Consider the following 23,370-nt stretch of genomic DNA (forward strand, 5'->3'; position numbering starts at 1 on the left):
ACCCGACCATGCGCCTGTTCCTCGCCCTTGCTTTGCTGGCGGTCAGCAGCTTCACCCAGGCTGCGATCAAGACTGAAGAAATCCCTTATCAAAGCGCCGACGGCAGCAAGCTGATCGGCTACTACGCCTATGACGACGCGATCAAAGGCCAACGCCCCGGCATCGTCGTAGTTCACGAATGGTGGGGGCTGAACGATTACGCCAAGCGCCGCGCGCGCGATCTTGCCGGGCTCGGTTACAGCGCGCTGGCCATCGACATGTATGGCGAAGGCAAAAACACCGAGCATCCCAAAGACGCGATGGCTTTCATGCAGACAGCAACCAGGGATGCCGATGCGGCGAGCAAGCGGTTTGCGGCCGGGCTTGATCTGTTGAAGAAACAGGCGCAGACCGACCCGAACAAAATTGCCGCCATCGGTTATTGCTTCGGTGGCGGCGTGGTGTTGAATGCGGCGCGTCAAGGTGTGCCGCTGGCCGGCGTGGTGAGTTTCCACGGCGCGCTGGTGACCAGGACTCCGGCGACGCCGGGCAGCGTCAAGGCGAAAATCCTGGTCGAACATGGCGCGCTGGACAGCATGGTCACTCAGGACAACGTCACAGCGTTCAAGGCGGAAATGGACAAGGCCGGGGCGGACTACGCGTTCGTCAGTCTGGATGGCGCCAAGCATGGTTTCAGCAATCCCGATGCCGATCGTTTGAGCCATGGCGAACACGGTGGGCCGGACATTGGCTACAACAAGGCAGCGGACGAGAAGTCATGGGTGGACATGAAAGCGTTCTTTCAGAAAATCTTCAGCTGACTACGCCTGACCTGATCGTTCCCACGCTCGGCGTGGGAACGATCATCTCGACCTCGCCCCGACTAATCGGCAAAATGCCCGCCATGCATACCATCCCCGCCCTGCCCGCCTGCTGCACCGCGCTCGAGAGCCACTGGCCATTGCCGACGGTATTGGCCGATACCGTCCTGCTCAGCACCCAGTTCGATCCGGCGCAGTTGCTTGCCGATGACTTCCAGCGCAGCGCTGTGCCGGCGCCGCCGAGCATCCAGCGCTCGGTGGCCAAGCGTCAGGCCGAATTTCTCGCCGGGCGCGTCTGCGCCCGTGCCGCGCTGCAACAACTCGAAGGCGTCAGCTTCATCCCGCCGATCGGCGAGGACCGCGCGCCAGTGTGGCCGGCGCATGTCTGCGGCTCGATCACCCACAGCACCGGCCGCGCCGCAGCAATTGTCGCCAGCAAACAGCATTGGCGCGGCTTGGGCATGGATCTGGAAAACCTGTTGAGCCACGAGCGCGCCGAACGTCTGTCCGGGGAAATTCTCACGCCGGCGGAACTGCAGCGCATGGCGGCAGGGTCGCAGGATCAACTGGCATTGCTGGTGACTTTGACCTTTTCAGTCAAAGAGAGTCTGTTCAAGGCGCTGTACCCGATCGTGCAGCAGCGCTTTTATTTCGAGCATGCCGAGGTGCTGGAGTGGACTGAGGCAGGTCGGGTGAAACTGCGGTTGTTGACGGATTTATCCAGCGAATGGCGCAATGGTTCGGAGCTGGAAGCGCAGTTCGGCGTGCAGGATGGGCAGTTGTTGAGTCTGGTCAGCATTCAGGCCTGAGGATTTGCACTGCCTGCCATGCCCTCTTCGCGAGCGAGCTTGCTCGCGAAGGCAGCATCACGACTACCTTAAGACTCAGCGGCGCTCCTGATTCCTCGGCCAACTCAGGCTGAAACACGCCCCGCCCAGGCTTTTGCTCTTGCCAATGATCGCCCGGCCGTCATGCCAGTGGATGATCCGCCGCACAATCGACAGCCCCAAACCGTGCCCGCCCGAGGCGCGCGTGCGGCTGTCGTCGAGGCGCAGGAACGGCGTGAAAATCCGCTCCCACGCCACCTCAGGCACTCCCGGCCCGTCATCCTCGACGTCGATCCGACAGCGCAACTGGCCGACCTGATAACTGACGGTCACCCGGGAATGCGCATGACGCATCGCGTTGCCCACCAGATTCTGCAACGCCCGATGCAGATAGCGCGGCTCGGCCTCGACCCAGGCGCCGTCGTTGTCGGCCGATGACAGACACAAACCGCGCTGCACCGTGACCTGGGCGCGTAGCGGCGCCAATTCTTCGATTACCTGATTGACCAGCGCATCCAGGTCTATCCGTTGAAAAGTCAGCGCTGGCGAGCCCTGCTCCAGTCGTGCGTAGGTGAGCATTTCGTCGACGAGCTTATCGAGGTCTTCAATGTCGTGATCCATGCCTTCGCGGTATTTTTCCAACGCCTGCGGGGTGGTCGCCGTGCCGATCATCTCCAGACCGAAGCGCAGCCGCGCCACTGGCGTACGCAGTTCATGGGACACCGCCCGTACCAGTTCGCGCTGGATGGCCAGCAGTTGCTGCAAGTGCTCGGCCATGCCATTGAATGCGGCCGCCAAACGCCCGACCGAGTCGGCGCCACGCGCCGGCACACGAGTTTCCAGACTGCCCTTGGCGATGCGCGTAGCGGCCGCTTCGAGGCCGCGCAAACGCCGCTCAAGCTGACGCACCAACAGATAAACGATGAGACCGATCAGGGTCAGACCCAGCGCGGCAATCAGCACCAGCCATTCCGGCGGGTATGGATTCATCTGATACAGCGGCCCGATTTCCAACACCCACGGCGTGCCGACCATGCCGGCAAATACGCGAATCGAATCGCCGCCCTTGCCCAACGCCATCACCGTGTCACCTTCGGCCACGCGGCGACTCTGGTCCTCGTCCATGTCGGCGTCATTCACCGTAACCAGACGCAAGTCGAAGCCGAAGCCTTTCTCCTGCTTTATCTGCGCCAGACGTTTGGGCTGTTCGCCGACCGGCACCCGCACCAGTTCATCGGCGAGCAGGTAAATAGTTGCCCGAGCCAGTTGCTCGCTGATCTGCTGCACCTCACCGACGAGCATCATCTGTTCTTTTTCGCTGATCAGCCGATAGACCTTGGCCGCGTGTGGCCCAGTCTGTTCGACCAGCGCCTGACCGCGCAGCACACGGGTGCGCTGGGCCAGATCGAGGTCGGTTTCAGAGAACTTCTTCAGCGTCAGCGGAATACCGAGCAGCCGCTCCCACCCCAACAGCGAACGATGGCGCTCGGTCTGGTTCATCGGCTGCAGGTTGTCGGCCATCAGCGAGAAAGTGCCATGCGCCAAGCGTTCGCGGTATTGCTCGCTGCGCACCTGATTGAGCAGGTTCAGCGCCAGCACGCCGAGCACCGCCACCAGAATCAGCGCGGCGCACATGCCGCCGTAGATGCGCAGGAAGATCGAATTCACAGCGCCAGATCTGCGCAGGCCTCAGGGACGAACAAATAGCCTTTGCTGCGGATGGTCTTGATCAGGCGCGGATGATCGGGGTCGTCGCCGATTTTCGGGCGGATGCGTGAGATGCGTACATCAATCGAGCGGTCCTGGCCGTCGTAGCCGATGCCGCGCAATGCGGTGAAGATCTCTTCGCGCGAGAGAATCCGCCCGGCATTGGACACCAGCAGCCAGAGCAGGTCGAACTCGGCGCTGGTCAGCTCGATGCCGTTGTCGCTCAGCCAGGCTTCACGCAAGGCGTTGTCGACCACCAGCGGACCGAATTGCAGGCGACGGGATTTTTCCGCGACCGGTTCCGGTGTGTCACTGCGTCGCAGCAACGCCTGAATCCGCGCGAGCAACAAGCGCGGGCGTACCGGTTTGCACACGTAGTCGTCGGCACCGAGGTCGAGGCCGTGAATCTGGTCGGCGTCGTCGGTACGCGCGGTGAGCATCAGGATCGGCCCGTCGTACTGGCTGCGCACCTTGCGGCAAATGCTCAGGCCATCTTCGCCGGGCAACATCAGGTCGAGGATCACCAGATCCGGTTGCTCCCTGATGATCCGCGCCGCTGCCAGCGCACCGTTGCCTTCGATCTCCACACGCAGACCATTGGCTTGCAGATAATCGCGGGTGAGCTCGGCGAGTCGCTGGTCATCCTCGACGATCAATACCTGCCAGTTTTGTTGCTCCACCGGTGACCTCTGCTTGCTGTTTTTATTGATATGTAAAGGTTTCGCTGAATGAACGCGGCCCCTGCAGGAGCTGACGAGTGAAACGAGGCTGCGATCTTTTGATCTTGAAAAATCACAATCAAAAGATCGCAGCCCTTCGGCAGCTCCTGCACGGATTCTCCCGATCATCTGTCATGTTTCGGGAGGATAAATATGCCCCTGCAGCCAGCGATTGTATAAACGCCGCTCACCCGGAAAACAAGTCGGTAAATGCGTTCGGACAAGACGAAATTCTGTGGTAGGGTTCGCGCCCTTAAAAAACCGCTGAAGCGTTTTTCCGGGCGAAAAAACAGTGACAAACGGTCTGGCTCAGCAGGTTCGCGGCCTACACGCGTTTTCCATGTTTCTTACACAAATTACGCACAGGCTTATCCACAGGTAGTACGTTGCAATCGTCCCCTGAAACGCATTATCTTGTAGCACGGCGAAAACGCAGACCCTACATATAGGGTTTTCGGCTAAAACGCCCAACCACATTTCAGACCTGAAACTCAAGCGCTTTATGGCGGGTTTCCGGTTGAACAAGCGAGTTTTTTCAAGCCCAAACCGCACTGGCGGATGGCACCGTTTTATTTGGTCCGAAACGGACAAAACGGTATGGGTGTTGCAGTCATGACTGTCACCCGCGAGGGAATCCGGTAGCGAGCTTGTGCTTGCGACCAAAACTTCGGCAAGGATGCGGCGTTGCAGCCTTTTTCCTACTGTTCCGAAGTTTGTAATGCCGACGCCCGTCGGTTGCAGTGCTTCGGTACAGAACGGTGAGCACCATGACGGTGCCAAACAAACATAGAGAATGTGGAGACCACCCCCCATGCAAACCGACACAACTCGCGAGAACCCGCAGGGCACCTTGCCGCAGGCCGCCGATTCGAATTCGGATCTGGCAGCCACCGCGCCTGGCCAGCTGCGCGTGATCAAGCGTAATGGCACTGTCGTTCCTTACACTGACGACAAGATCACCGTCGCTATCACCAAAGCGTTCCTCGCAGTTGAGGGCGGCACCGCTGCCGCTTCGTCGCGAATCCATGACACCGTTGCGCGCCTGACCGAGCAGGTCACCGCGACCTTCAAGCGTCGCATGCCATCGGGCGGCACCATCCACATCGAAGAGATCCAGGACCAGGTCGAACTGGCCCTGATGCGTGCCGGCGAGCAGAAAGTCGCGCGTGACTACGTGATCTACCGTGACGGCCGTTCGAAAGAGCGCGCAGCGCACGCTCCTGCCGAAGCAGCCGTCAACGCGCACCCGTCGATCCGCATCACCCGCGCCGACGGCAGCCTCGCGCCGCTGGACATGGGCCGCCTGAACACCATCGTTACCGAAGCCTGCGAAGGCCTGGAAGAAGTCGACGGCGACCTGATCCAGCGCGAAACCCTGAAGAACCTGTACGACGGCGTGGCCCTGACCGACGTCAACACCGCCCTGGTAATGACCGCCCGTACCCTGGTCGAGCGCGAGCCGAACTACTCGTTCGTCACCGCCCGCCTGCTGATGGACACCCTGCGTGCCGAAGGCCTGAACTTCCTCGAAGTCGCCGAAAGCGCCACCCATCACGAAATGGCCGACCTTTACGCCAAGGCCCTGCCGGCCTACATCGCCAAAGGTATCGAGTTCGAACTGCTGAACCCTGTGCTGGCTACCTTCGACCTGGAAAAACTGGGCAAGGCGATCAACCACGAGCGTGATCAGCAATTTACCTACCTGGGCCTGCAAACCCTGTACGACCGTTACTTCATCCACAAGGATGGCGTGCGCTTCGAACTGCCGCAGATCTTCTTCATGCGCGTGGCCATGGGCCTTGCGATCGAAGAGAAGCAGAAAGAAGACCGTGCGATCGAGTTCTACAACCTGCTGTCCTCGTTCGACTACATGGCTTCGACCCCGACCCTGTTCAACGCCGGTACCCTGCGTCCACAGCTGTCGAGCTGCTACCTGACCACCGTGCCGGATGACCTGTCGGGCATCTATCACGCGATCCACGACAACGCCATGCTGTCGAAATTTGCCGGTGGTCTGGGCAACGACTGGACGCCGGTGCGTGCACTGGGCTCGTACATCAAGGGCACCAACGGCAAGTCGCAAGGCGTCGTGCCGTTCCTCAAAGTGGTCAACGACACCGCTGTGGCCGTGAACCAGGGTGGCAAGCGCAAAGGCGCTGTGTGTGCCTACCTGGAAACCTGGCACATGGACATCGAAGAGTTCATCGAGCTGCGCAAGAACACCGGTGACGATCGTCGTCGTACCCACGACATGAACACCGCCAACTGGATCCCTGACCTGTTCATGAAGCGCGTCTTCGATGACGGCAAGTGGACCCTGTTCTCGCCATCCGAAGTACCGGACCTGCACGACCTGACCGGTAAAGCCTTCGAAGAGCGTTACGAGTACTACGAAGCGCTGACCGAGTACCCGGGCAAGGTCAAGCTGTTCAAGACCATCCAGGCCAAAGACCTGTGGCGCAAGATGCTCTCCATGCTGTTCGAAACCGGCCACCCATGGTTGACCTTCAAGGACCCGTGCAACCTGCGCAGCCCGCAGCAGCACGTCGGCGTGGTCCACAGCTCGAACCTGTGCACAGAGATCACCTTGAACACCAACAAGGACGAAATCGCCGTTTGCAACCTGGGCTCGATCAACCTGCCGAACCACATCGTTGACGGCAAGCTCGATACCGCCAAGCTGCAACGCACCGTCAACACCGCCGTGCGCATGCTCGATAACGTGATCGACATCAACTACTACTCGGTGCCGCAAGCGAAGAACTCCAACTTCCGCCACCGTCCGGTCGGTCTGGGCATTATGGGCTTCCAGGACGCCTTGTACCTGCAGCACATCGCCTACGGCTCCGACGCTGCCGTCGAGTTCGCCGACAAGTCGATGGAAGCGGTCAGCTACTACGCAATCCAGGCTTCCTGCGACCTGGCCGACGAGCGCGGCGCCTACGAGACGTTCAACGGTTCGCTGTGGTCCAAGGGCATCCTGCCGCTGGATTCGCAACAGATCCTGATCGAACAGCGTGGCGAGAAGTACATTGACGTCGACCTGAAGGAAACCCTCGACTGGGCACCGGTTCGCGCCCGTGTGCAGAAAGGCATCCGTAACTCGAACATCATGGCCATCGCACCGACCGCGACCATCGCCAACATCACTGGCGTTTCGCAGTCGATCGAACCGACCTACCAGAACCTGTACGTGAAATCGAACCTGTCGGGCGAATTCACCGTGATCAACCCGTACCTGGTTCGCGACCTGAAGGCTCGCGGTCTGTGGGACTCGGTCATGATCAACGACCTGAAGTACTACGACGGTTCGGTGCAGCAGATCGAGCGTATCCCGCAGGAACTCAAAGAGCTCTACGCGACCGCGTTCGAAGTGGACACCAAGTGGATCGTTGACGCCGCCAGCCGTCGTCAGAAGTGGATCGACCAGGCCCAGTCGCTGAACCTGTACATCGCCGGCGCATCGGGCAAGAAGCTCGACGTGACCTACCGCATGGCCTGGTACCGTGGTCTGAAAACCACTTATTACCTCCGTGCCCTGGCCGCGACCAGCACCGAGAAGTCGACCATCAACACCGGTAAACTGAACGCTGTTTCCAGCGGCGGCAACCACGGCGACGATTCGGTCCTGGCCGCTCCGGCAGGTCCGGCGCCAGTGCCAAAGGCCTGCGCGATTGACGAGCCGGATTGCGAAGCTTGCCAATAAGCTGAGCTGAGATCAGGCGTTGCGAGACGCCTGATATCTCGAGAAAAAAGAAAACCCCCGACAGACTTCTGGTTTGTCGGGGGTTTTGTTTTTTTGGGGTTTGGGCTTGGGTTTGGGTGAATATCCGTTGCTGCGGTAACGGCTTCTTATGGTTTCGCTCTTACAGCGAGTCACCTTTTCAGAGACCTGGTCGTACGGTCGCTGCGCTACCACCCCCGGATCGATCCCGTAACGAAGCCCGCCGAAGGGGCGAAAGATCAAGAGCCGAAGCAAAGCAAAAGCCAGATCAATAGATCGTCCGATCGCGGCCCGAGCCTTCGGCGGCTCCTACAGTTGGATCGTGGGTATCTGGGTGAAATTGGTTGGCCGCCAGACCGCTATCGCGAGCAGGCTCGCTCCCACAAAAGCAAAAGCAAAAGCAAAGCAGCGCAGTTGCCCGCGGCGAAGCCGCCCCACTCAACAATGAGCGCAAGCTCGAGGAAGGCTTTTGATCTTGATCCACCGGCGACGTCGGAAGGCTGAGTGGAGGGATTGATCCGGGCGTGGGAGCGCAGCGACCGTCTGGCGCAGCCAGACACAGCGGAAGTAGGTGCAGCGAAGCAAACCGTAGCCGCTGCGCCCGGATCGATCCCGCAGCGAAGGAACCCGAGCCTGCGAGGGCCGAACGCAGGAGCAAAGCGTTTTGGTTACTTTTGGGCGCCTGCAAAAGTGACCCGCTGTAAGAGCGGAACCGCCAGCCGCAACACCCGCAAAAACGGATATACCCCCAAAACCCCAAGAACCTGGTCGGCCCAAAGGCCCCCACGGCCAAAAAAAAAGCCCCTCAAAACCGAGGGGCCCAAAAAACCAGTCAGAAACCCGAATCAGGTCATCTGAATAATGGTCTGCATAATCGTGCTTTGCGTCGAAATGGTCTTGGCGTTCGCCTGATAGTTGCTCTGGCCCTTGATCAGATCAACCAGCTCGTTGGTCAGGTTAACGTTCGACTCTTCCAGCGAGTTGGACACCACCTCACCCAACGTACCGGTCTTCGGCGCGTCGTAACCCGGAATACCCGAAGCGAAAGTCTCTTTCCAACTGGTACCGCCAACAGCCTGCAGACCCTGTTCGTTGGTAAAACTGGCCAGCGCAACCTGACCGATCGCCTTGCTCTGGTTGTTGCTGAAGTTGGCGAAAAGGGTACCGGTGCCGTCGATGGTCAGGTTGGTGATCTGGCCAGTGGCGTAACCATCCTGAGTCGGAATTGTCCGCGAAGTATCCGCGTTGTACTGAGTGGTCTTGGCCATCGAAATGGTCACGCCATTCGGGTTGGCTGCCGCGCCGTTAGGCGTGAAATCGCCATCGGTCACTGTGCCCGGCACCCAGTTGGTCAGTTTCAGATCGCTGCTGATGATCGGGTTGGCGGGATCCGCCGGGTCAGGCGTGCTTACCTGAACCAGCTTGCCGGAACTGTCAAACGACAGCGTCGAAGCAACCGGCGCAGTGGTCACCGGGTTGCTGCCGGTAGCGTCCGGATTACGGCCATCAACCAGGGTGTAAACCTTCCAGGTGTTTTCGCCACTCTTGACCATGTACTGGTCCATGACGTGGGAGTTGCCCTGAGTGTCATAGATCGGTGTGCTGAACGACTTGGTATAAGTCTCAGGCTTCGACGGATCGAACTTGACGGCGCCGGTACCGGTGTCGACGATCACTGGCGCCGACGAATTCAAGTTGATGCTCGAGGTCACCGAAGAGGACGACTTCGGCGCCAGGTTCGACGTGTCGATCTTAAGGTCAGTCAACACACCGTTGAGGATCTTGCCGTTGGCATCCACACCGTAACCCTGCAGACGCGAGGTGTAGTTGGTGTTGGTGATGTAACCGGCGTTGTCGACCTTGAAGGTACCGGCACGGGTGTACGAGATCGAGCCGTTGTTGCTCATGGTGAAGAAACCGGAACCGTTGATACCCATGTCCAACACGTTACCGGTGTTGTTGATGTCACCCTGAGTGAACTGCTGGGACACGTTGGCCAGGCGCACGCCGTTGCCGATGACTTTGCTGCCGCTGCCCAGACGAGTCGACGAATACACGTCTTCGAATTCTGCGCGCGAGGATTTGAAACCGGCGGTGGCGACGTTGGCGATGTTGTTGCCAGTCACGTCGAGTTGCTTGTTGGCGGCATAGAGACCGCTAAGGCCGATGTTAAAAGACATGTTCCACTCCTTCGTGCCGGGTTAGTCGGCTCTATATACCAATGGTTTGTACTTTGGACAGGGCAACGGTGCCCTTGCCGGCCAGGTTGAGCATCAGCTCGCCACCGGTCTGGCTGATCGTCACGCTGTTGACGGTCGCTGGCAGGTAGGTCGCCAGGTCAGTTGCGGTGCCGTTGATCGGTGCATTGGCCTTGAACGTGTAAGTGCCGACCGGCACCACGGTGCCGGCGGTGTCCTTGCCGTCCCAGGTGAAGCTGGCATCGCCGGCAGCGCGGCTGCCCAGGTCGATGGTGCGCACGGTCTTGCCGTCCTTGTCGGTAATGGTCACGGTGCCGGCGGCAATCGTCGAAGGCACGGTGACCGAACCGGTCAGGCCTTTGCTCGGGTCGTCGAGCTGGGCGGTGTTGGTCTGCACGATCACGTTGCGACCAACCAGCGACGACGCTTGCAGCGCCTGCGACGAGTTGTAGTTGCCGGCAAGGCCACTGACCGTGGAGTTCAGCGTGGTGATGCCTTCCAGGCTGCTGAACTGCGCCAGTTGCGCAACGAAAGCGCTGTTGTCCTGCGGGTCGAGCGGGTTCTGGTTTTTCAGCTGGGTGACCAGCAATTGCAGGAAAGCATCCTTGCCCAACGCCTGGCCGCCGGTGGCACTGTCGGTCGCCGAAGCGATGCCGCCGGAGGTGGTGCCGCTGGCCTTCTTCGACGAGTTGGCCAGGATGTCGTTCATGCTCAGGCTGCTGGTGGTATCCGTAACGCTCATGGCAGTCGCCCCTTATTACTGACCGAGGGTCAGTACCTTCTGCATCATGGTTTTGGCGGTGTTCATCATTTCGGCGTTGGTCTGGAACGAGCGGCTCGCGGAAATCATGTCAGCCATTTCTTCCACCACGTTGACGTTCGGGTAGTAGACGTAGCCCTTGGCGTCGGCGGCCGGATGGTTCGGCTCGTAGCGCGCTTCGAGGTTGCTGTCATCCTCGACCACGCCCAACACCTGAACACCCTGACCGGCCGCGTCCTGGTTCTGGAACAGCGAGTTGCTGCCGCCGGCCTGGCCGCCCTGGAACATGGTGGCAAACACCGGGTGGCGGGCGCGGTAGGTCTGGTCGATGCTCGAGGAAACGGTTTCGGCGTTGGCGATGTTCGAGGCGACGGTATTCAGACGCGTGGTCTGCGCGCTCATGCCGCTGCCGGCAATGTTGAAAACGCTGGACAGGGACATGGATTATTCTCCGCGCAGGGCTGACACCAGCCCTTTGAATTTGCTGTTGAGCAAGGTGAAGCTGGCCTGGAAGCCGACGGCGTTTTCCGCGTAGTTCGACTGTTCCAGTTGAGCGTCAACGGTGTTCTGGTCGATCGAAGGCTGCATCGGCGTGCGATACATCAGCGACTCGTCGCCATTGCCCAGCCCTTCAGCTTCGATGTGACGGCTGTTGGTCATGTTCAGGGCAAAGTGGCCGCCGGTCCTGGTCTTCTCGGTCTGTGCTTCGAGCACTTTGGAGAATTCCAGATCCCGCGCCTTGTAGTTCGGGGTGTCGGCGTTGGCGATGTTGTTGGCCAGCACTTCGGCACGCTGGGCGCGGAAGCCCAATGCCTTTTCGTGAATGCCCAGCGCTTTGTCGAAGCTGATGCTCATGTCGGGAACCTTCAGGTGACCGGTTTTTCGTAACTGAGCTTTAGCAAGCGCCGTGCCAAATGGGCAAAGTCCCGTATTCCGGGGCTTTGCGCCAAACAGGCAAAGCGGCAATGCCAGAAAAGCGGCAACCGGTTTCCGCCGTATGCCGCTTTTCTGCCGCTGTCGCCTGCCAACACCGAACCTGTAGGAGCTGCCGAAGGCTCGGGGTGCGGTGTCAGGCAAAAAAAAACGGGAGGCCTTTGAGGGCCACCCGTTTTTTGTATTGCCGCGAACCGGTTATTTCGCCTTGTAGATAATCCCCGGGCTGCACTGAACCATCTGGTAATGATCCGGCAAACCGTTCAGCGCTTCGGAAGCACCGAGGAACAGATACCCGCCCGGCTTTAACGTGCTGTGAATGCGCAACAGGATGTCCTTCTTCACTTCGGCAGAGAAGTAGATCAGCACGTTGCGGCAGAACACGATGTCGAACTTGCCCAGCGCTGCGTAGCTGTCGAGCAGGTTGAACGAGCGGAACTCCACCCGGCTCTTGATCGGCGCCTTGACCACCCAGCGACCCGGCCCTTTCGGGTCGAAATAGCGTTGCAGGCGTTCCGGCGACAGGCCGCGACCGATTGCCAGGCTGTCGTACTCGCCGGTCTTGCAGTTGTTGAGCATCAGGCCCGACAGATCGGTGGCAACGATTTGCACGCCCATCTTCAACTGACCAAGGTTGCTGCGCTCGAACTCGTCGATCGACATCGACAGCGAATACGGTTCCTGCCCCGACGAGCAGGCCGCCGACCAGATGCGCAAGCGCTGGTTGGGACTGGCCTTGATCGCTTCCGGCAGTACCTTGTTCTTCAAGACTTCAAACGGATAGGTGTCGCGAAACCACAGGGTTTCGTTGGTCGTCATGGCATCGACCACCTGCTCGCGCAAACCGCTGCGCGGCTGGGTCTGGATGCGCTGCACCAGCTCACCCAGCGACTTGATGCCTTGCTGCTCCATCAGTTTGTTGAGACGGCTGGAGACCAGATACTGCTTGTTTTCACCGAGCAAAATGCCACAGGCCTTTTCCAGGAAGACCCGGAACTGTTCGAAATCCAAATTACCCGTAGACAATGGTGCCGCCTCTTAAATCGTGTTGAACACCAGGAGCAGAAGGCCCCTAGCTGATATCTGCTGCTTTGATCCGGTCGACTACCCGGGATGCGAGGTCATCAGGACGGAATTTGGCCAGAAAGTCATCAGCGCCGACTTTCTTCACCATCGCCTGATTGAATACCCCCGACAACGAAGTATGCAGGATGATATGGAGCTTTTGCATGCGTGCGTCGCCGCGGATTTCCGCCGTCAGGGTGTACCCGTCCATCTCCGGCATCTCGATGTCGGAAATCATCATCAGGAACTCTTCTTCCGGCTTCTTGCCCTCGTCGACCAGCTTGCGCAGGTAATCCAGCGCCTGCTTGCCGTCGTTCAGCGCCACCACCTCGACTCCGATGGTCTGCAGACAACGCGTGACCTGCTTGCGCGCCACCGACGAGTCATCGACCGTCAGCACCCGCAGCGACAACGCCTTGGTCTGCGTTTCGACATCGACCACGCCCACCGAGATCGCTTCCGGCGTCGGTGCCACTTCGGCCAGCACCTTCTCGACGTCGATGATTTCGACCAGCTGGTTGTCGACCCGAGTCACCGCGGTCAGGTAGTGATCGCGACCGGTACCCTTGGGCGGCGGATGGATCTCCTCCCAGTTCATGTTGACGATGCGCTCCACCGAGCGGACCAGGAAACCCTGGGTCTTGGTGTTGTACTCCGTGATGATCACGAACGGGTTCTTCTTGTCTTTCAACGCACCGGAGCCCGTTGCCATTGCCAGATCCAGGATCGGAATGGTCGCTCCCCGTATATTCGCCACCCCGCACACGACAGGACTGGACTTGGGCATCAATGTCAGTGACGGGCATTGCAACACTTCCCGTACCTTGAACACGTTGATCCCGTAGAGCTGCGGCCCGTCGAGACGGAACAACAGCAGCTCGAGGCGATTCTGCCCTACCAGTTGCGTGCGCTGGTTCACCGAATCCATTACACCAGCCATGCCCAGACTCCTACACCAACGCCAAGTGTTGTTGCGACGCACATTCATTGCTAAACGGCACGGCGCTTGCTTTTTAACTCGTATGAACGCTCAAACGACATTTTCCCGACGCCTGACATCCTCCCTTCGCAAAGGGCTTTGCGCGGTGTCCGCCGTTTGCTGCTTGCTTGCTGGCAGTCCTGCCAATGCAGATGCGGTTACCTTGCCTGATATGCTTATCGGCGTGACTCAGGGCTTTCTTGAATTCACCGTAGAAGACTATTTGGCTTCCAGTCAAACCGAAGGCCGCTACGAAATCGAAGTCAACCAGCTCGACCCGCGCATGCGCATGCCCATGTGCGACAAGGAATTGACAGCCACCCTAGAGAGCCCGGCGCGACCATTGGGCCGCGTTACGGTGAAGGTCCGCTGCGAAGGCAGCTCGCCATGGACGGTGTTCGTGCCCGCTCAAGTCCGCCTGTTTCGCGAGATCGTGACCACCACTCGCCCGCTGAAACGCGCCGGCATTATCCAGCCGCAGGATGTGACCCTGCGTGAGCGCGACGTCAGCACGATCAATCAGGGTTTCCTGACCTCGGTCGACGAAGCGATCGGGCAAAAATTGACCCGACCAACGGTAGCCGATCAGGTCATCACGCTGGTGCATCTGGAGCAGGCCGAAGTCGTGCGTAAGGGCGACCAGGTGGTGATCACTGCGCGTAGCGGCACCCTCGCCGTACGCATGCCGGGGGAAGCACTCTCCAATGGCGGCATGAAAGAACAGATTCGAGTAAAAAACCTTAATTCTCAAAGAGTTATCAAGGCGCAGGTGATTGCGCCGGGACAGGTCGAAGTGGCCATGTAAAAGCCCTGTGGAGAAAACTGGCGCCGATCCCGTCGCTTCCCTAAACTGTGCCGCAGCAGGTCTCGCAACGGCGCATGCAAGCTTATGGTTAATTGGGCCTAAAGTTTTTCAGGGGATAGCCGAAAACATGGCAAGCGTCCAAATTCCCAGAGGTTTTTATCATGGTTATCGATTTCAGCCGTTTGAACAGTTCCTCGTCTCTGACAGGCAATACACGTACCAGCAACGCCAAGGAAAGCGCTGAAAACAGCCCCTCCGCGCCGCTGAATACCCAGGCCGAACAGGCCAATGCCGCCAAAAGCGGGGAGTCGGTACACCTCAGCAATGAGGCTCAACAGTTGCAGAAGGTCACTGACAAGCTGCGCGATCAGCCTGCTGTCGACAAAGCCCGCGTGGCCGAGTTGAAAGCCGCGATTGCCGATGGCAGCTATAAAGTCGACAGCAACCGTGTAGCCAGCAAACTGCTCAACTTCGAAGCCCAGCGCTAGGCTTTTGCCGGCGCCAGGCTTTTGGACGCTTAAACCCCAAGGCCAGCCATGCACGACACTAACTTATTGCAACTGATCAACGACGACTTTGCTCCAGCGCAACAATTGCTGGAGTTATTGCAAACCGAATCCCTCGCTTTGCATGGTCGTGACATGCCGCTGCTGGAAGACATTCTGGCGACCAAGCAAGCGTTGATCATTCTGCTCGAGCAGCATGGCCGCAAGCGCAGCGAAATCCTCGCCAGCCTCAACCTGCCCACCGATCGCAGCGGGCTCGAGCAACTGGCCAGCCAATCGAGTATTGGCGAGCAGTTGCTGGCTCAGGGCGATGCACTGACCGCGCTGATTGCGCAGTGCCAGGCCGCCAACGTCAAGAACGGCCAGTCGATCCAGATCCAGCAGGCGACCACGGCCAATCAGCTGAAGATCCTCACCGGCGGTGAGCCGCCAGCGCTCTACGACGCCAGCGGGACCTTCGCCAAACCCGTCAAGCCGCGTACGCTCAGCCAGGCATGAGCCATTCGGTGGCCCTGCACTATCCACCTGCGCAACATGCTGGCAAAATACTGGCCAGTTGTAGTCTTATTTTGTCTGGAGATTGAAGAACCGTGTCCAACACCCTAAGCGCGGATGATGCTCCGCAGCCTCCGAAGGTGCTCACCACGCCCCTGGAAATCTCCAGCAACCTGCGCCAGCTGCAAGACAGCCATGACCCGCTGATCATTACCTTCCATGAACGCAGCCAGCGTTTTCAGAGTTACCTGATCAAGGTCGACCGTGAAACCGCAACCATTGCACTCGACGAAATGATTCCGCGCGATGGCGAGCGTTTCCTGCAGGCTGGCGAACCGTTCAAGGTCGAAGGCTTTCATGACGGCGTACGCATTGCCTGGGAATGCAACGGCACGCTGAACATCGAAGAATCCGAGGGCGACCGCTTCTACACCGGCGACCTGCCGAGCGAAGTGGTCTACCACCAGCGCCGCAATGCCTTCCGCGCCGCGCTGAAACTCACCGATCTGGTCAGCGTTGAATTGGGCGGGGAAAAGCTCAAGGTCCCTCTGCACGGCAAGCTGCTGGATATCTCCGCCACCGGGTGCAAATTCCGTTTTGAAGGCGATATCACAGATCGCCTGCAACTGGGCCAGGTCTACGATCGCCTGATCGCTCCGCCGCTGTTCGGCAACCAGCCAACGTCGGTCGAGCTGCGCTATTTGCACTTCGAAGAAAAACTCAACATCACCTTCGCGGGTCTGCGCTTCCACAACATCAGTGGTCAGGCTGCGCGCAACGTCGAGCGTTTTGTTTATCAGTTGCAGCGTGAAGCACGGCGTTTCGACAAAGACGACCTCTGATTCGCAGCGACCAATAAAAAGGGCAGCCCTTCACAGGACTGCCCTTTTTTATGCGCCGATCTTTTACGTGACCTTCAGGGCCTGCCGCCACTGATATCCGGCGCAGGTTTGTCATCGACGCTGTCCAGATCGGATTCGGCCACTGCTTCCGGCTGGGCGACGGGTTCGGGTTCGGGCTCAGGATTTGTTGGCGCCGGGTCCTGCACCATCTGCTCCTGCACCACCTGCTCATCGACACGCGGGTCAAGCGCCGCCACCAGCGGCGAGCTCGACATGCTGTCCGGCATTGCCACGTGGTGCAGCGGTGCGTCGTCGACCTGATGCAGGTTGGTAACCGCTTTCGGGCGAATCCGCCAGACCAGCACCAACGCAAAGAAACTGAAGAACGCATACAGGCTCTGACTGCCGAGAAACTTCATCAGCACACCCGCGAGCAGCGGCCCGATGCTCGCGCCAACACCATAAGTCACCAGCAACATGGCGGTCAGCGATACGCGCCGATCACCTTCGACGTGGTCATTAGAGAACGCCACCGCCAGCGGATACAGACAGAACTGCACCAGCGAACAGAAAAAGCCGACAACAAACAGCACCTCCAGCGGCACCTGCGGCATGATCGCCAACGGCAACGCCGCCACCGCCAGAAACCCGGCAAAGCAGCGAATCAGCAGCGCGCGGTCATAACGGTCGGACAACCAGCCCAACGGCCACTGCACCAGCAGACCGGCAAAAATGCAGCTACCCATGAACAGACCGACCTGCTCGGTCGACAGCCCCTGCTGCGAGGCATACAGCGGCGCCAGACCATAAAACGAACCGATGATCAGACCGGCACCGAGCACCGTGCTCAGCGATTGCGGCACACGTTTGATGAAGAAGCGCGGCTCCATCGGCGCCGGATGCAGTGGCGCCGGGTGAATCCGTCGGGTCAACGTCACCGGCACAAGACACAGGGCAAAGCACAGCGCCACCAGCATCAGCAGTTCCAGCCCGAGGCCGGGGTGCATGACCAGAATCAGCTGGCCCAGCACCAGGCCCAGATACGAAGCGATCATGTAGCCGCTGAAGACCAGCCCGCGTTGATTGGCGTCGGCCTGCTCGTTGAGCCAGCTCTCGATAACCATGTACTGGCACATCATGCCCAGACCGACGATTGTCCGCAGCACCAGCCACGCCGGCAGCCAATCCACCAGGCCATGGCCGAGCACCGCTGCGCCGACGATCCCGGCACACGCCGAGTACGCACGGATATGCCCGACCCGGGCGATCAGGCGATGGCCGATCTTGCCGCCTAGCACTAAGCCGAAATAGTTGGCCGCCATCAGCGCACCGACCCACAGCCCGTCGACATTGTCGGCAGCCAGACGCAAAGCCAGATAAGTAGAGAGAAGGCCTGAGCCGATCAACATCATCAGCGAGGCGAAATACAGCGCTCGAAAGGATTTCCAGATTTGGCGCATCGGCGTTCCGAGCGGCTCCTTGCAGTGAATTTCGGGCGGTCAGAACGACCGCCCGATGGCAGCAAAACGTCAGGCCTGGGCGGCCAGCACACGGCGCTCCCAGGGAGTGATTTCATCAAAGAAGCTGGTCAACTCCATGGTCTTCGAAGCGATGTAGCCTTCGATGAACTCCGATCCGAACAGTTCCCTCGCCAACTGGCTACGTTTCAGACGTTCAAGCGCGGCGTGCAAGGTACACGGCAACGCCAGATTATCGGGCACCGCAAATTCGCCCTGTATCGCTGCGCTCGGCTCCAACTCCTGCTCGATGCCGTGCAAACCCGCCGCCAGACTGGCGGCGATGGCCAGATAAGGATTGGCATCGGCGCCCGGCAAGCGGTTTTCGACCCGACGTGCGGCCGGCGAACTGGCGGGAATACGCAAGCCGGCGGCGCGATTGTCGTGGGACCAACAGGCATTGTTCGGCGACGCGTACGGATGACACAGGCGCTGATAGGAGTTCACGTTAGGTGCGAATAGTGCGGTGAAATCGGCGAGGCCTGCCTGTTGCCCGCCGATGAAGTGGCGGAACATGGCGGTCGGCTCACCATTGGCGTCAGTGAAGACATTCCTGCCGCTGCCGATTTCGACGATGCTTTGATGAATATGCATCGAACTGCCCGGCGTGTGCGCCAACGGTTTGGCCATGCACACCACGGTCAGGCCATGCTTGAGCGCGACTTCTTTGAGCAGGTGCTTGAACAGGAACGTCTGGTCTGCCAGCAGCAGCGGATCGCCGTGCAGCAGATTGATCTCGAACTGGCTGACGCCCATTTCGTGCATGAAGGTGTCGCGCGGCAGGCCGAGAGCGGCCATGCATTTATACACTTCGCTGAAGAATGGCCGCAGACCGTTATTGGAACTGACGCTGAACGCCGACTGGCCATCCTCGCGACGGCCGTCGAGACCAACCGGCGGACGGAACGGCTGAGTCGGATCGGTGTTCGGTGCGAAGACAAAAAACTCCAGCTCGGTCGCCACCACCGGCGCCAGCCCGTGCGCGGCATAACGGGCGATAACCGCCTTGAGCTGGCCACGGGTCGAGAGGCTGGAGCTCTCCCCGCTCAGTTCGTCGGCGTCGCAAATTGCCATGGCGCGCGGCTCGTCGCTCCAGGGCAGACGATGAATCTGCGCAGGGTCGGCGACCAGCGCCAGATCGCCGTCATCGCTGCCGTAAAAACGCGCCGGCGGATAACCGCCCATGATGCATTGCAGCAGCACACCGCGCGCCAACTGCAAACGCCGGCCTTCGAGGAAACCCTCAGCGGTCATCACCTTGCCCCGTGGCACACCGTTCAGATCCGGGGTGACACATTCAATCTCATCAATGCCGGTCAATCGCTGCGCGAGTGAACCCTGGCCATCGGTTGTCATGACGCAATCCTTGTTGTTGTGCGAGCCGCGAACGGCGACCCGGACAAAATAGGCTTCGCCTGTTCGGAATATCAAGCAGCGCCCACAAAAATCCCGATCATGTGCAGGAGCCGTAGGAGCTGCGTAGGAGCTGTGTAGGAGCTGACGAGTGCAACGAGGCTGCGATCTTTTGATCTTGTTTTTTAAAATCAAAAGATCGCAGCCTTCGGCAGCTCCTACACAAGATCTCAGGGCAAGTAGAGGCTGAACACCCCGCCACCCAACGGCCCGCCATTGCTTATTTCGGTGCGCCCTTCCACGCCGTTGCGCTGATGCAGCGCAGCGATGCGATTGGCGAAATACAGACCCAGGCCGGTGCTGCCGCTGCCGTGGTTGATGCCCTGCACGTAATCGGCCTGGCGCTCGAGCATCTCGCGCGGATAACCGACGCCGTCGTCATTGATGCTCAGCACCAGTTGCCCGGCTTCGTCGCTGACGGTAATCAGCAGCGACTCGCGGGCGTAACGGATCGCATTGTTGATGCAGTTGCCAAGCACCGAAGCGATCAGCTCGCGATCGAAGAAACCCAGCGGGCTCAACGGGTCGACTTCATAAGTGGCGATGATGCCGCGGCTGGCGAACACCTCCTGATGCGCGGCCAGTTGCGCCTCGATGAAATCGTCGAGTTCGTGATAGGCCGGCTGCAGCGGCAGCTGATTGACGCCGAGTTTGTACAGCCCCAGCAGTTGCACCAGCATGCCGTTGAGGTGGGCAAACTCGAAATCGATCACGCCCTGCTCCGAACCTTCGCGCAGCTCTTTGGGCAAACGCGCCAGCCATTGGCTGTGCGCCTGCATCAGCATGGCCAGGGAATTCTTCATGTCATGCACGGTGGAGGCAATCACCGTGGAAAAATCCAGCGCCGGATCAACTTGCTTCATTCGCCAAACGCCTTGCTTTTCAGCTTCTGATAACGCGCAAACCGCGCGTCGGTGTCGGGCATCAGGCCGACCATTTTCAGGCAGGCCCGACATTCTTCCAGCTCCGCCGACGGCACACTGGTGTCGGTGCCGTGCAGCAGCGACTGGGCCAGGTTCAGCGCAATACTGATGTTTTTCGGTTGCAGCTTGAGCGCCTTGCGAAATACCTCTCGGGCCTCGACCAGGTTACCGGTCTTGTACACGCGCACGCCCTGGCGGTTGAGATCGGCCGCAGCGTTGCTCGAGCTGAGAATGGTCGGATCGTCGGTGAGCTTGGCGATGTCTTTCATCACCGCCGGGTCATCACCGTAGATCTCCGCGCAACTCTTGAGCATCGAAGTGCCCGCCTCGGCCTGACCGAGCATCTGCAACTGTTTGGCCACCAGCAACGCGGCCTCGGGGCTCATGAATTGCTCCATGCCATCGAGGCGCATCAGTGCTTGTTCGGTGAGTTTGTCAGCGGTTTCGGCGTCGTTGAGCAACAGGCTGGTGGCTTTCATCAGTCGCGCACGGATTTGCAGGCCGGGGTCGCTCGGGTTCTCTTTGGCCACGGCGCTGAGGGTGGTGTTGATTTCCAGCCGCGTGCGCGTGTCGAGGCCGCGATCGCTGCCCTTGCTGATCAGCGCATGCGCCAGGCCGAGATTGCTTTCCGGGTCTTTGAAGCGCGACTGGGCCCCTTGCGACACGGCCTGACGATAGGCGCGCGAAGCGGTCTCGAAATCTTCGTTGGCCATCGCCAGTTTGCCCAGCAGCGCTTGGCGGCGTACCGCCAATGGCGACAGGCGAATCGCTTCTTCGAGCACCCGCTGCGCGCCTTTGCTGTCGCCTTCGGCCACCAGCACATCGGCCATGCCGTCATACAGTGCCGGCATCATCGGGAAGACTTTCAGGGCTTTTTCATAAACCTCTTTGGCCTGCGAGACCTGCCCGCGCTTGAACAGCAGTTTTCCCAATCCAGCAAAAGCCCACGGCAACGGACGGTCGGCGATGATGCTGTCATAGAGCCGCTCCAGCGCCTCGTTCTGGTTCATGTCGCGCAGCGCATCGGCGCGGTAACGCAGGCACAGTGGCGAGTAGCGGATGTCCTGTTTGCACAGGGCAATACAGGCATTGAGCACCTCGACCGGCTTACCGCGATCGAGGGCCTGCAGAATCGGTTTGAGCAAAGTCTTGCGTTGCTCCAGACGCTCAAGGCGTTGGGCCAGCCCGGAACGGTTGAACGGCTTGGTCAGGTACGCATCCGGCTCGTGCTCAAGTGCACTGAGCACCATGGCCTGGCTGGTCTCGGCAGTGACCATGACGAAGACGGCTTCGTGGCTGATGAGCTTTTCCGACATCAGGTCTTCTAGCACTTGTTGGCCGTTCTTCTTGCCATCGCCGAGATGGAAATCCTGCAGGATGAAATCGTAGGACTTCTGCGAACACATCTTCAGCGCCTGCTCGCCGGTGTCGGCGGTATCGACATCCTTGACGCCAAGCTCACGCAACATCGAACGCACGGAACTGCGGAAATCCGAAAAATCATCGACGATCAGAAAGCTTTTTTGGTGATACGACGACATCGAAGATTTCCAGGCAATTGAAGAAAACGAACCGAGGCGATTTCAGGCGCGCAGATGATAGCTGGAGGCCATGCGCCATCAAGCGATTTCGCGCGAGTCTGAACTCACCGTTCGGGTTATCGGCCAAAAGTGCCGGGGCCTGAGGGTGGTGCTTCAAGAATGTTGCCTGGAGTATTACTCTGCGCGCCTGCTCAAGGATTTCCATAAGGACTGAACCGTGTACATCAAGGGACGCTACATCCTGTCAGCGGGTTTGCTGGCCTTTATCCAGCAAGCGACAGCGGCAGCGATGGATTGCACAAAAGCCACAATCGCTGCCGAAATCACGATTTGCGCAAATAAACCGCTGTATGAGCTGGACGCGCAGATGGGTGGACTGTATCGCCAGGTGATGACAACTGCCACAGCGGCGCAACCTGAACTCAAGCGCACCCAGCGCGCCTGGCTGAAAACCCGCAATGCCTGCGCAGATGATGTCGCTTGCCTGGATGGCAGCTATCGCCAGCGCCTGCAAGCATTGCAGGCACAGTGGACGCAAGCCGTGGCGTGGCAACCGGATGCCGTTGATCTTCAGGCAATGAACGATCTGCAGGAAAGCATTCGGGCCGAGAGCAAAAGCCACCCGGAATTTGCGCTGGAACGTGCCTTGGCCGCACGGGCTTTGGACTCTTCTGAGACATCGTTCGCCGGCGATCCAGTCGATGACAGTTACGGCGAGCAAACCAACTTCCCCACGTCGCGCCCCAAAGGCGTGAGCGAGGATGAGTGGCAAGCATTGAACGCCTCGAACATCGAAGGCGCCGCCGAAACAGGACCGACGACCTACGCACTGCTGGATCTGGACAATGACGGCCAGCGCGACCTTATCGTTCAGACCTACGCAGGCGGCACCGGCCTGTTCACCTACGTGGAAACCTGGCGCCGGACGGGCGCGCGGTTTGTCAGAAGATCTGTCGAGCGGGAAAGTTCGCTGTTCCATACCAACGACCGTGGCGCCAATCAGGCGATCAGTTGGATCAAACTCCACGACAGAATTTATGCCGCCTATCGAAACAGCGCCTACGGTGTCGATAATCTGTATCTGCTCAATCCGCTGAAGGTCAACCTTCAAGTACCAACCGTGACCGCGCGTTACGCTTACACACTGCAAGTGCCTGCGACTCAAAACAAAGAGGACGGCACCAGCACGTATAAGCTCGAAGCGGATTTGCACGCGGCACTCGACCACGCCGTCACTCAAGCGATGAAAGCCGCCCCCGCCTCAACCAATAACGCGCCCCTTTGCCCAATTCCTCCCACGGGTACCGGAGACGACGATTACTACAGCTACGGCCCGACGCACTACGCCATCGAGAAGATCACCGATCTGCCGGTGATGATCGGCGGGGAATGCTACATCGGTGCGCTGATTGACTGGTTCGGCAGCTACAGCGAAAAGACTGGGTTATTCGCCCAATTGGCGGTGCGCAAGCCGGGTGAAGAGGCAAGCGGGACTGCCTACGAAGTCTACGGTCGTCGGCATCTCACCGACGTCAGCGCGGGACTTGGCAACGTCGAAATCGACGGCGGCTGACCACCGATCATCACACCGGCAAAATAATCGGCACGCTTGCCGC

At 59.5% G+C, this 23,370-nt stretch carries 20 protein-coding genes; 8 read left to right on the forward strand and 12 right to left on the reverse strand.

Annotation, left to right across the window (positions count from 1 at the left end):
• Positions 1-8: 8 nt before the first annotated feature.
• Both ACP7D9_RS11340 and ACP7D9_RS11345 read left to right on the forward strand, forming a co-directional pair.
• Positions 9-800 carry a dienelactone hydrolase family protein gene (locus ACP7D9_RS11340; protein WP_426157461.1) on the forward strand — a complete coding sequence of 264 codons (792 nt, stop codon included), beginning with the start codon at positions 9-11 and terminating at the stop codon, positions 798-800.
• 83 nt (positions 801-883) lie between these two features.
• Positions 884-1,609, forward strand: a complete 726-nt coding sequence (locus ACP7D9_RS11345) for a 4'-phosphopantetheinyl transferase family protein (protein WP_426157463.1) — start codon at positions 884-886, stop codon at positions 1,607-1,609.
• Positions 1,610-1,684: 75 nt separating this feature from the next.
• On the opposite strand, the gene ACP7D9_RS11350 is transcribed toward ACP7D9_RS11345, so the two are convergent.
• Both ACP7D9_RS11350 and ACP7D9_RS11355 read right to left on the reverse strand, forming a co-directional pair.
• Positions 1,685-3,295, reverse strand: a complete 1,611-nt coding sequence (locus ACP7D9_RS11350) for an ATP-binding protein (protein ID WP_426157465.1) — start codon at positions 3,293-3,295, stop codon at positions 1,685-1,687.
• Positions 3,292-4,014 carry a response regulator gene (locus tag ACP7D9_RS11355; protein WP_101156059.1) on the reverse strand — a complete coding sequence of 241 codons (723 nt, stop codon included), beginning with the start codon at positions 4,012-4,014 and terminating at the stop codon, positions 3,292-3,294. Before ACP7D9_RS11355 ends, ACP7D9_RS11350 begins: the two co-directional genes overlap by 4 nt.
• Positions 4,015-4,864: 850 nt before the next feature.
• Between ACP7D9_RS11355 and ACP7D9_RS11360 the strand changes: the two genes are divergently transcribed.
• Positions 4,865-7,759, forward strand: a complete 2,895-nt coding sequence (locus tag ACP7D9_RS11360; RefSeq protein WP_101156057.1) for a ribonucleoside-diphosphate reductase subunit alpha — start codon at positions 4,865-4,867, stop codon at positions 7,757-7,759.
• 863 nt (positions 7,760-8,622) lie between these two features.
• On the opposite strand, the gene flgE is transcribed toward ACP7D9_RS11360, so the two are convergent.
• From flgE to ACP7D9_RS11390, 6 genes are all read right to left on the reverse strand, one after another.
• Positions 8,623-9,957, reverse strand: coding sequence for a flagellar hook protein FlgE (gene flgE / locus ACP7D9_RS11365; protein ID WP_101156055.1), 1,335 nt, complete (start codon positions 9,955-9,957; stop codon positions 8,623-8,625).
• Positions 9,958-9,988: 31 nt separating this feature from the next.
• A complete protein-coding gene (gene flgD / locus ACP7D9_RS11370) occupies positions 9,989-10,717 on the reverse strand; it encodes a flagellar hook assembly protein FlgD (RefSeq protein WP_426157468.1) in 729 nt (242 codons plus the stop codon).
• 15 nt (positions 10,718-10,732) lie between these two features.
• Complete coding sequence (gene flgC, locus ACP7D9_RS11375) at positions 10,733-11,176, reverse strand: flagellar basal body rod protein FlgC (RefSeq protein ID WP_186552329.1); 444 nt, start codon at positions 11,174-11,176, stop codon at positions 10,733-10,735.
• A 3-nt stretch (positions 11,177-11,179) separates the two neighbouring features.
• Positions 11,180-11,590, reverse strand: a complete 411-nt coding sequence (gene flgB / locus ACP7D9_RS11380) for a flagellar basal body rod protein FlgB (protein WP_101156050.1) — start codon at positions 11,588-11,590, stop codon at positions 11,180-11,182.
• A gap of 276 nt (positions 11,591-11,866) precedes the next feature.
• Positions 11,867-12,694 (reverse strand): protein-glutamate O-methyltransferase CheR, encoded by an 828-nt coding sequence (cheR, locus tag ACP7D9_RS11385; RefSeq protein WP_016773612.1) that lies wholly within the window; start codon positions 12,692-12,694, stop codon positions 11,867-11,869.
• A 46-nt stretch (positions 12,695-12,740) separates the two neighbouring features.
• On the reverse strand, positions 12,741-13,673 hold the full coding sequence (locus ACP7D9_RS11390; RefSeq protein ID WP_101156048.1) for a chemotaxis protein CheV: 933 nt from the start codon (positions 13,671-13,673) through the stop codon (positions 12,741-12,743).
• Positions 13,674-13,755: 82 nt separating this feature from the next.
• Here ACP7D9_RS11390 and flgA point away from each other — a divergent pair, with 82 nt between their 5' ends.
• The 4 genes from flgA (at position 13,756) to ACP7D9_RS11410 (ending at position 16,360) form a co-directional block, all read left to right on the forward strand.
• Complete coding sequence (gene flgA / locus ACP7D9_RS11395) at positions 13,756-14,517, forward strand: flagellar basal body P-ring formation chaperone FlgA (protein ID WP_101156046.1); 762 nt, start codon at positions 13,756-13,758, stop codon at positions 14,515-14,517.
• Positions 14,518-14,678: 161 nt separating this feature from the next.
• Positions 14,679-15,005, forward strand: a complete 327-nt coding sequence (flgM, locus tag ACP7D9_RS11400; RefSeq protein WP_325717363.1) for a flagellar biosynthesis anti-sigma factor FlgM — start codon at positions 14,679-14,681, stop codon at positions 15,003-15,005.
• 48 nt (positions 15,006-15,053) lie between these two features.
• Positions 15,054-15,521 carry a flagella synthesis protein FlgN gene (locus ACP7D9_RS11405; RefSeq protein ID WP_101156042.1) on the forward strand — a complete coding sequence of 156 codons (468 nt, stop codon included), beginning with the start codon at positions 15,054-15,056 and terminating at the stop codon, positions 15,519-15,521.
• Positions 15,522-15,613: 92 nt separating this feature from the next.
• The gene (locus ACP7D9_RS11410) at positions 15,614-16,360 is read left to right on the forward strand and encodes a flagellar brake protein (protein ID WP_101156040.1); all 747 of its coding nucleotides are present in this window, start codon (positions 15,614-15,616) and stop codon (positions 16,358-16,360) included.
• Positions 16,361-16,434: 74 nt separating this feature from the next.
• On the opposite strand, the gene ACP7D9_RS11415 is transcribed toward ACP7D9_RS11410, so the two are convergent.
• From ACP7D9_RS11415 to ACP7D9_RS11430, 4 genes are all read right to left on the reverse strand, one after another.
• Positions 16,435-17,820, reverse strand: a complete 1,386-nt coding sequence (locus ACP7D9_RS11415) for an MFS transporter (RefSeq protein ID WP_101156038.1) — start codon at positions 17,818-17,820, stop codon at positions 16,435-16,437.
• A gap of 69 nt (positions 17,821-17,889) precedes the next feature.
• Entirely contained in the window at positions 17,890-19,131 is a 1,242-nt protein-coding gene (locus ACP7D9_RS11420) for a glutamine synthetase family protein (RefSeq protein WP_178081143.1), read from the reverse strand.
• Positions 19,132-19,460: 329 nt separating this feature from the next.
• A complete protein-coding gene (locus tag ACP7D9_RS11425; RefSeq protein WP_426157473.1) occupies positions 19,461-20,153 on the reverse strand; it encodes a sensor histidine kinase in 693 nt (230 codons plus the stop codon).
• The gene (locus tag ACP7D9_RS11430; protein ID WP_397478863.1) at positions 20,150-21,754 is read right to left on the reverse strand and encodes a response regulator; all 1,605 of its coding nucleotides are present in this window, start codon (positions 21,752-21,754) and stop codon (positions 20,150-20,152) included. The genes ACP7D9_RS11425 and ACP7D9_RS11430 overlap by 4 nt, the downstream gene beginning before the upstream one ends.
• Before the next feature lie 217 nt (positions 21,755-21,971).
• Between ACP7D9_RS11430 and ACP7D9_RS11435 the strand changes: the two genes are divergently transcribed.
• Positions 21,972-23,327 carry a lysozyme inhibitor LprI family protein gene (locus ACP7D9_RS11435; protein ID WP_426157475.1) on the forward strand — a complete coding sequence of 452 codons (1,356 nt, stop codon included), beginning with the start codon at positions 21,972-21,974 and terminating at the stop codon, positions 23,325-23,327.
• Positions 23,328-23,370 lie beyond the last annotated feature (43 nt).

It is taken from the genome of Pseudomonas sp. TSRC2-2, assembly GCF_049897785.1.
In the GTDB taxonomy this organism is placed as follows: domain Bacteria; phylum Pseudomonadota; class Gammaproteobacteria; order Pseudomonadales; family Pseudomonadaceae; genus Aquipseudomonas.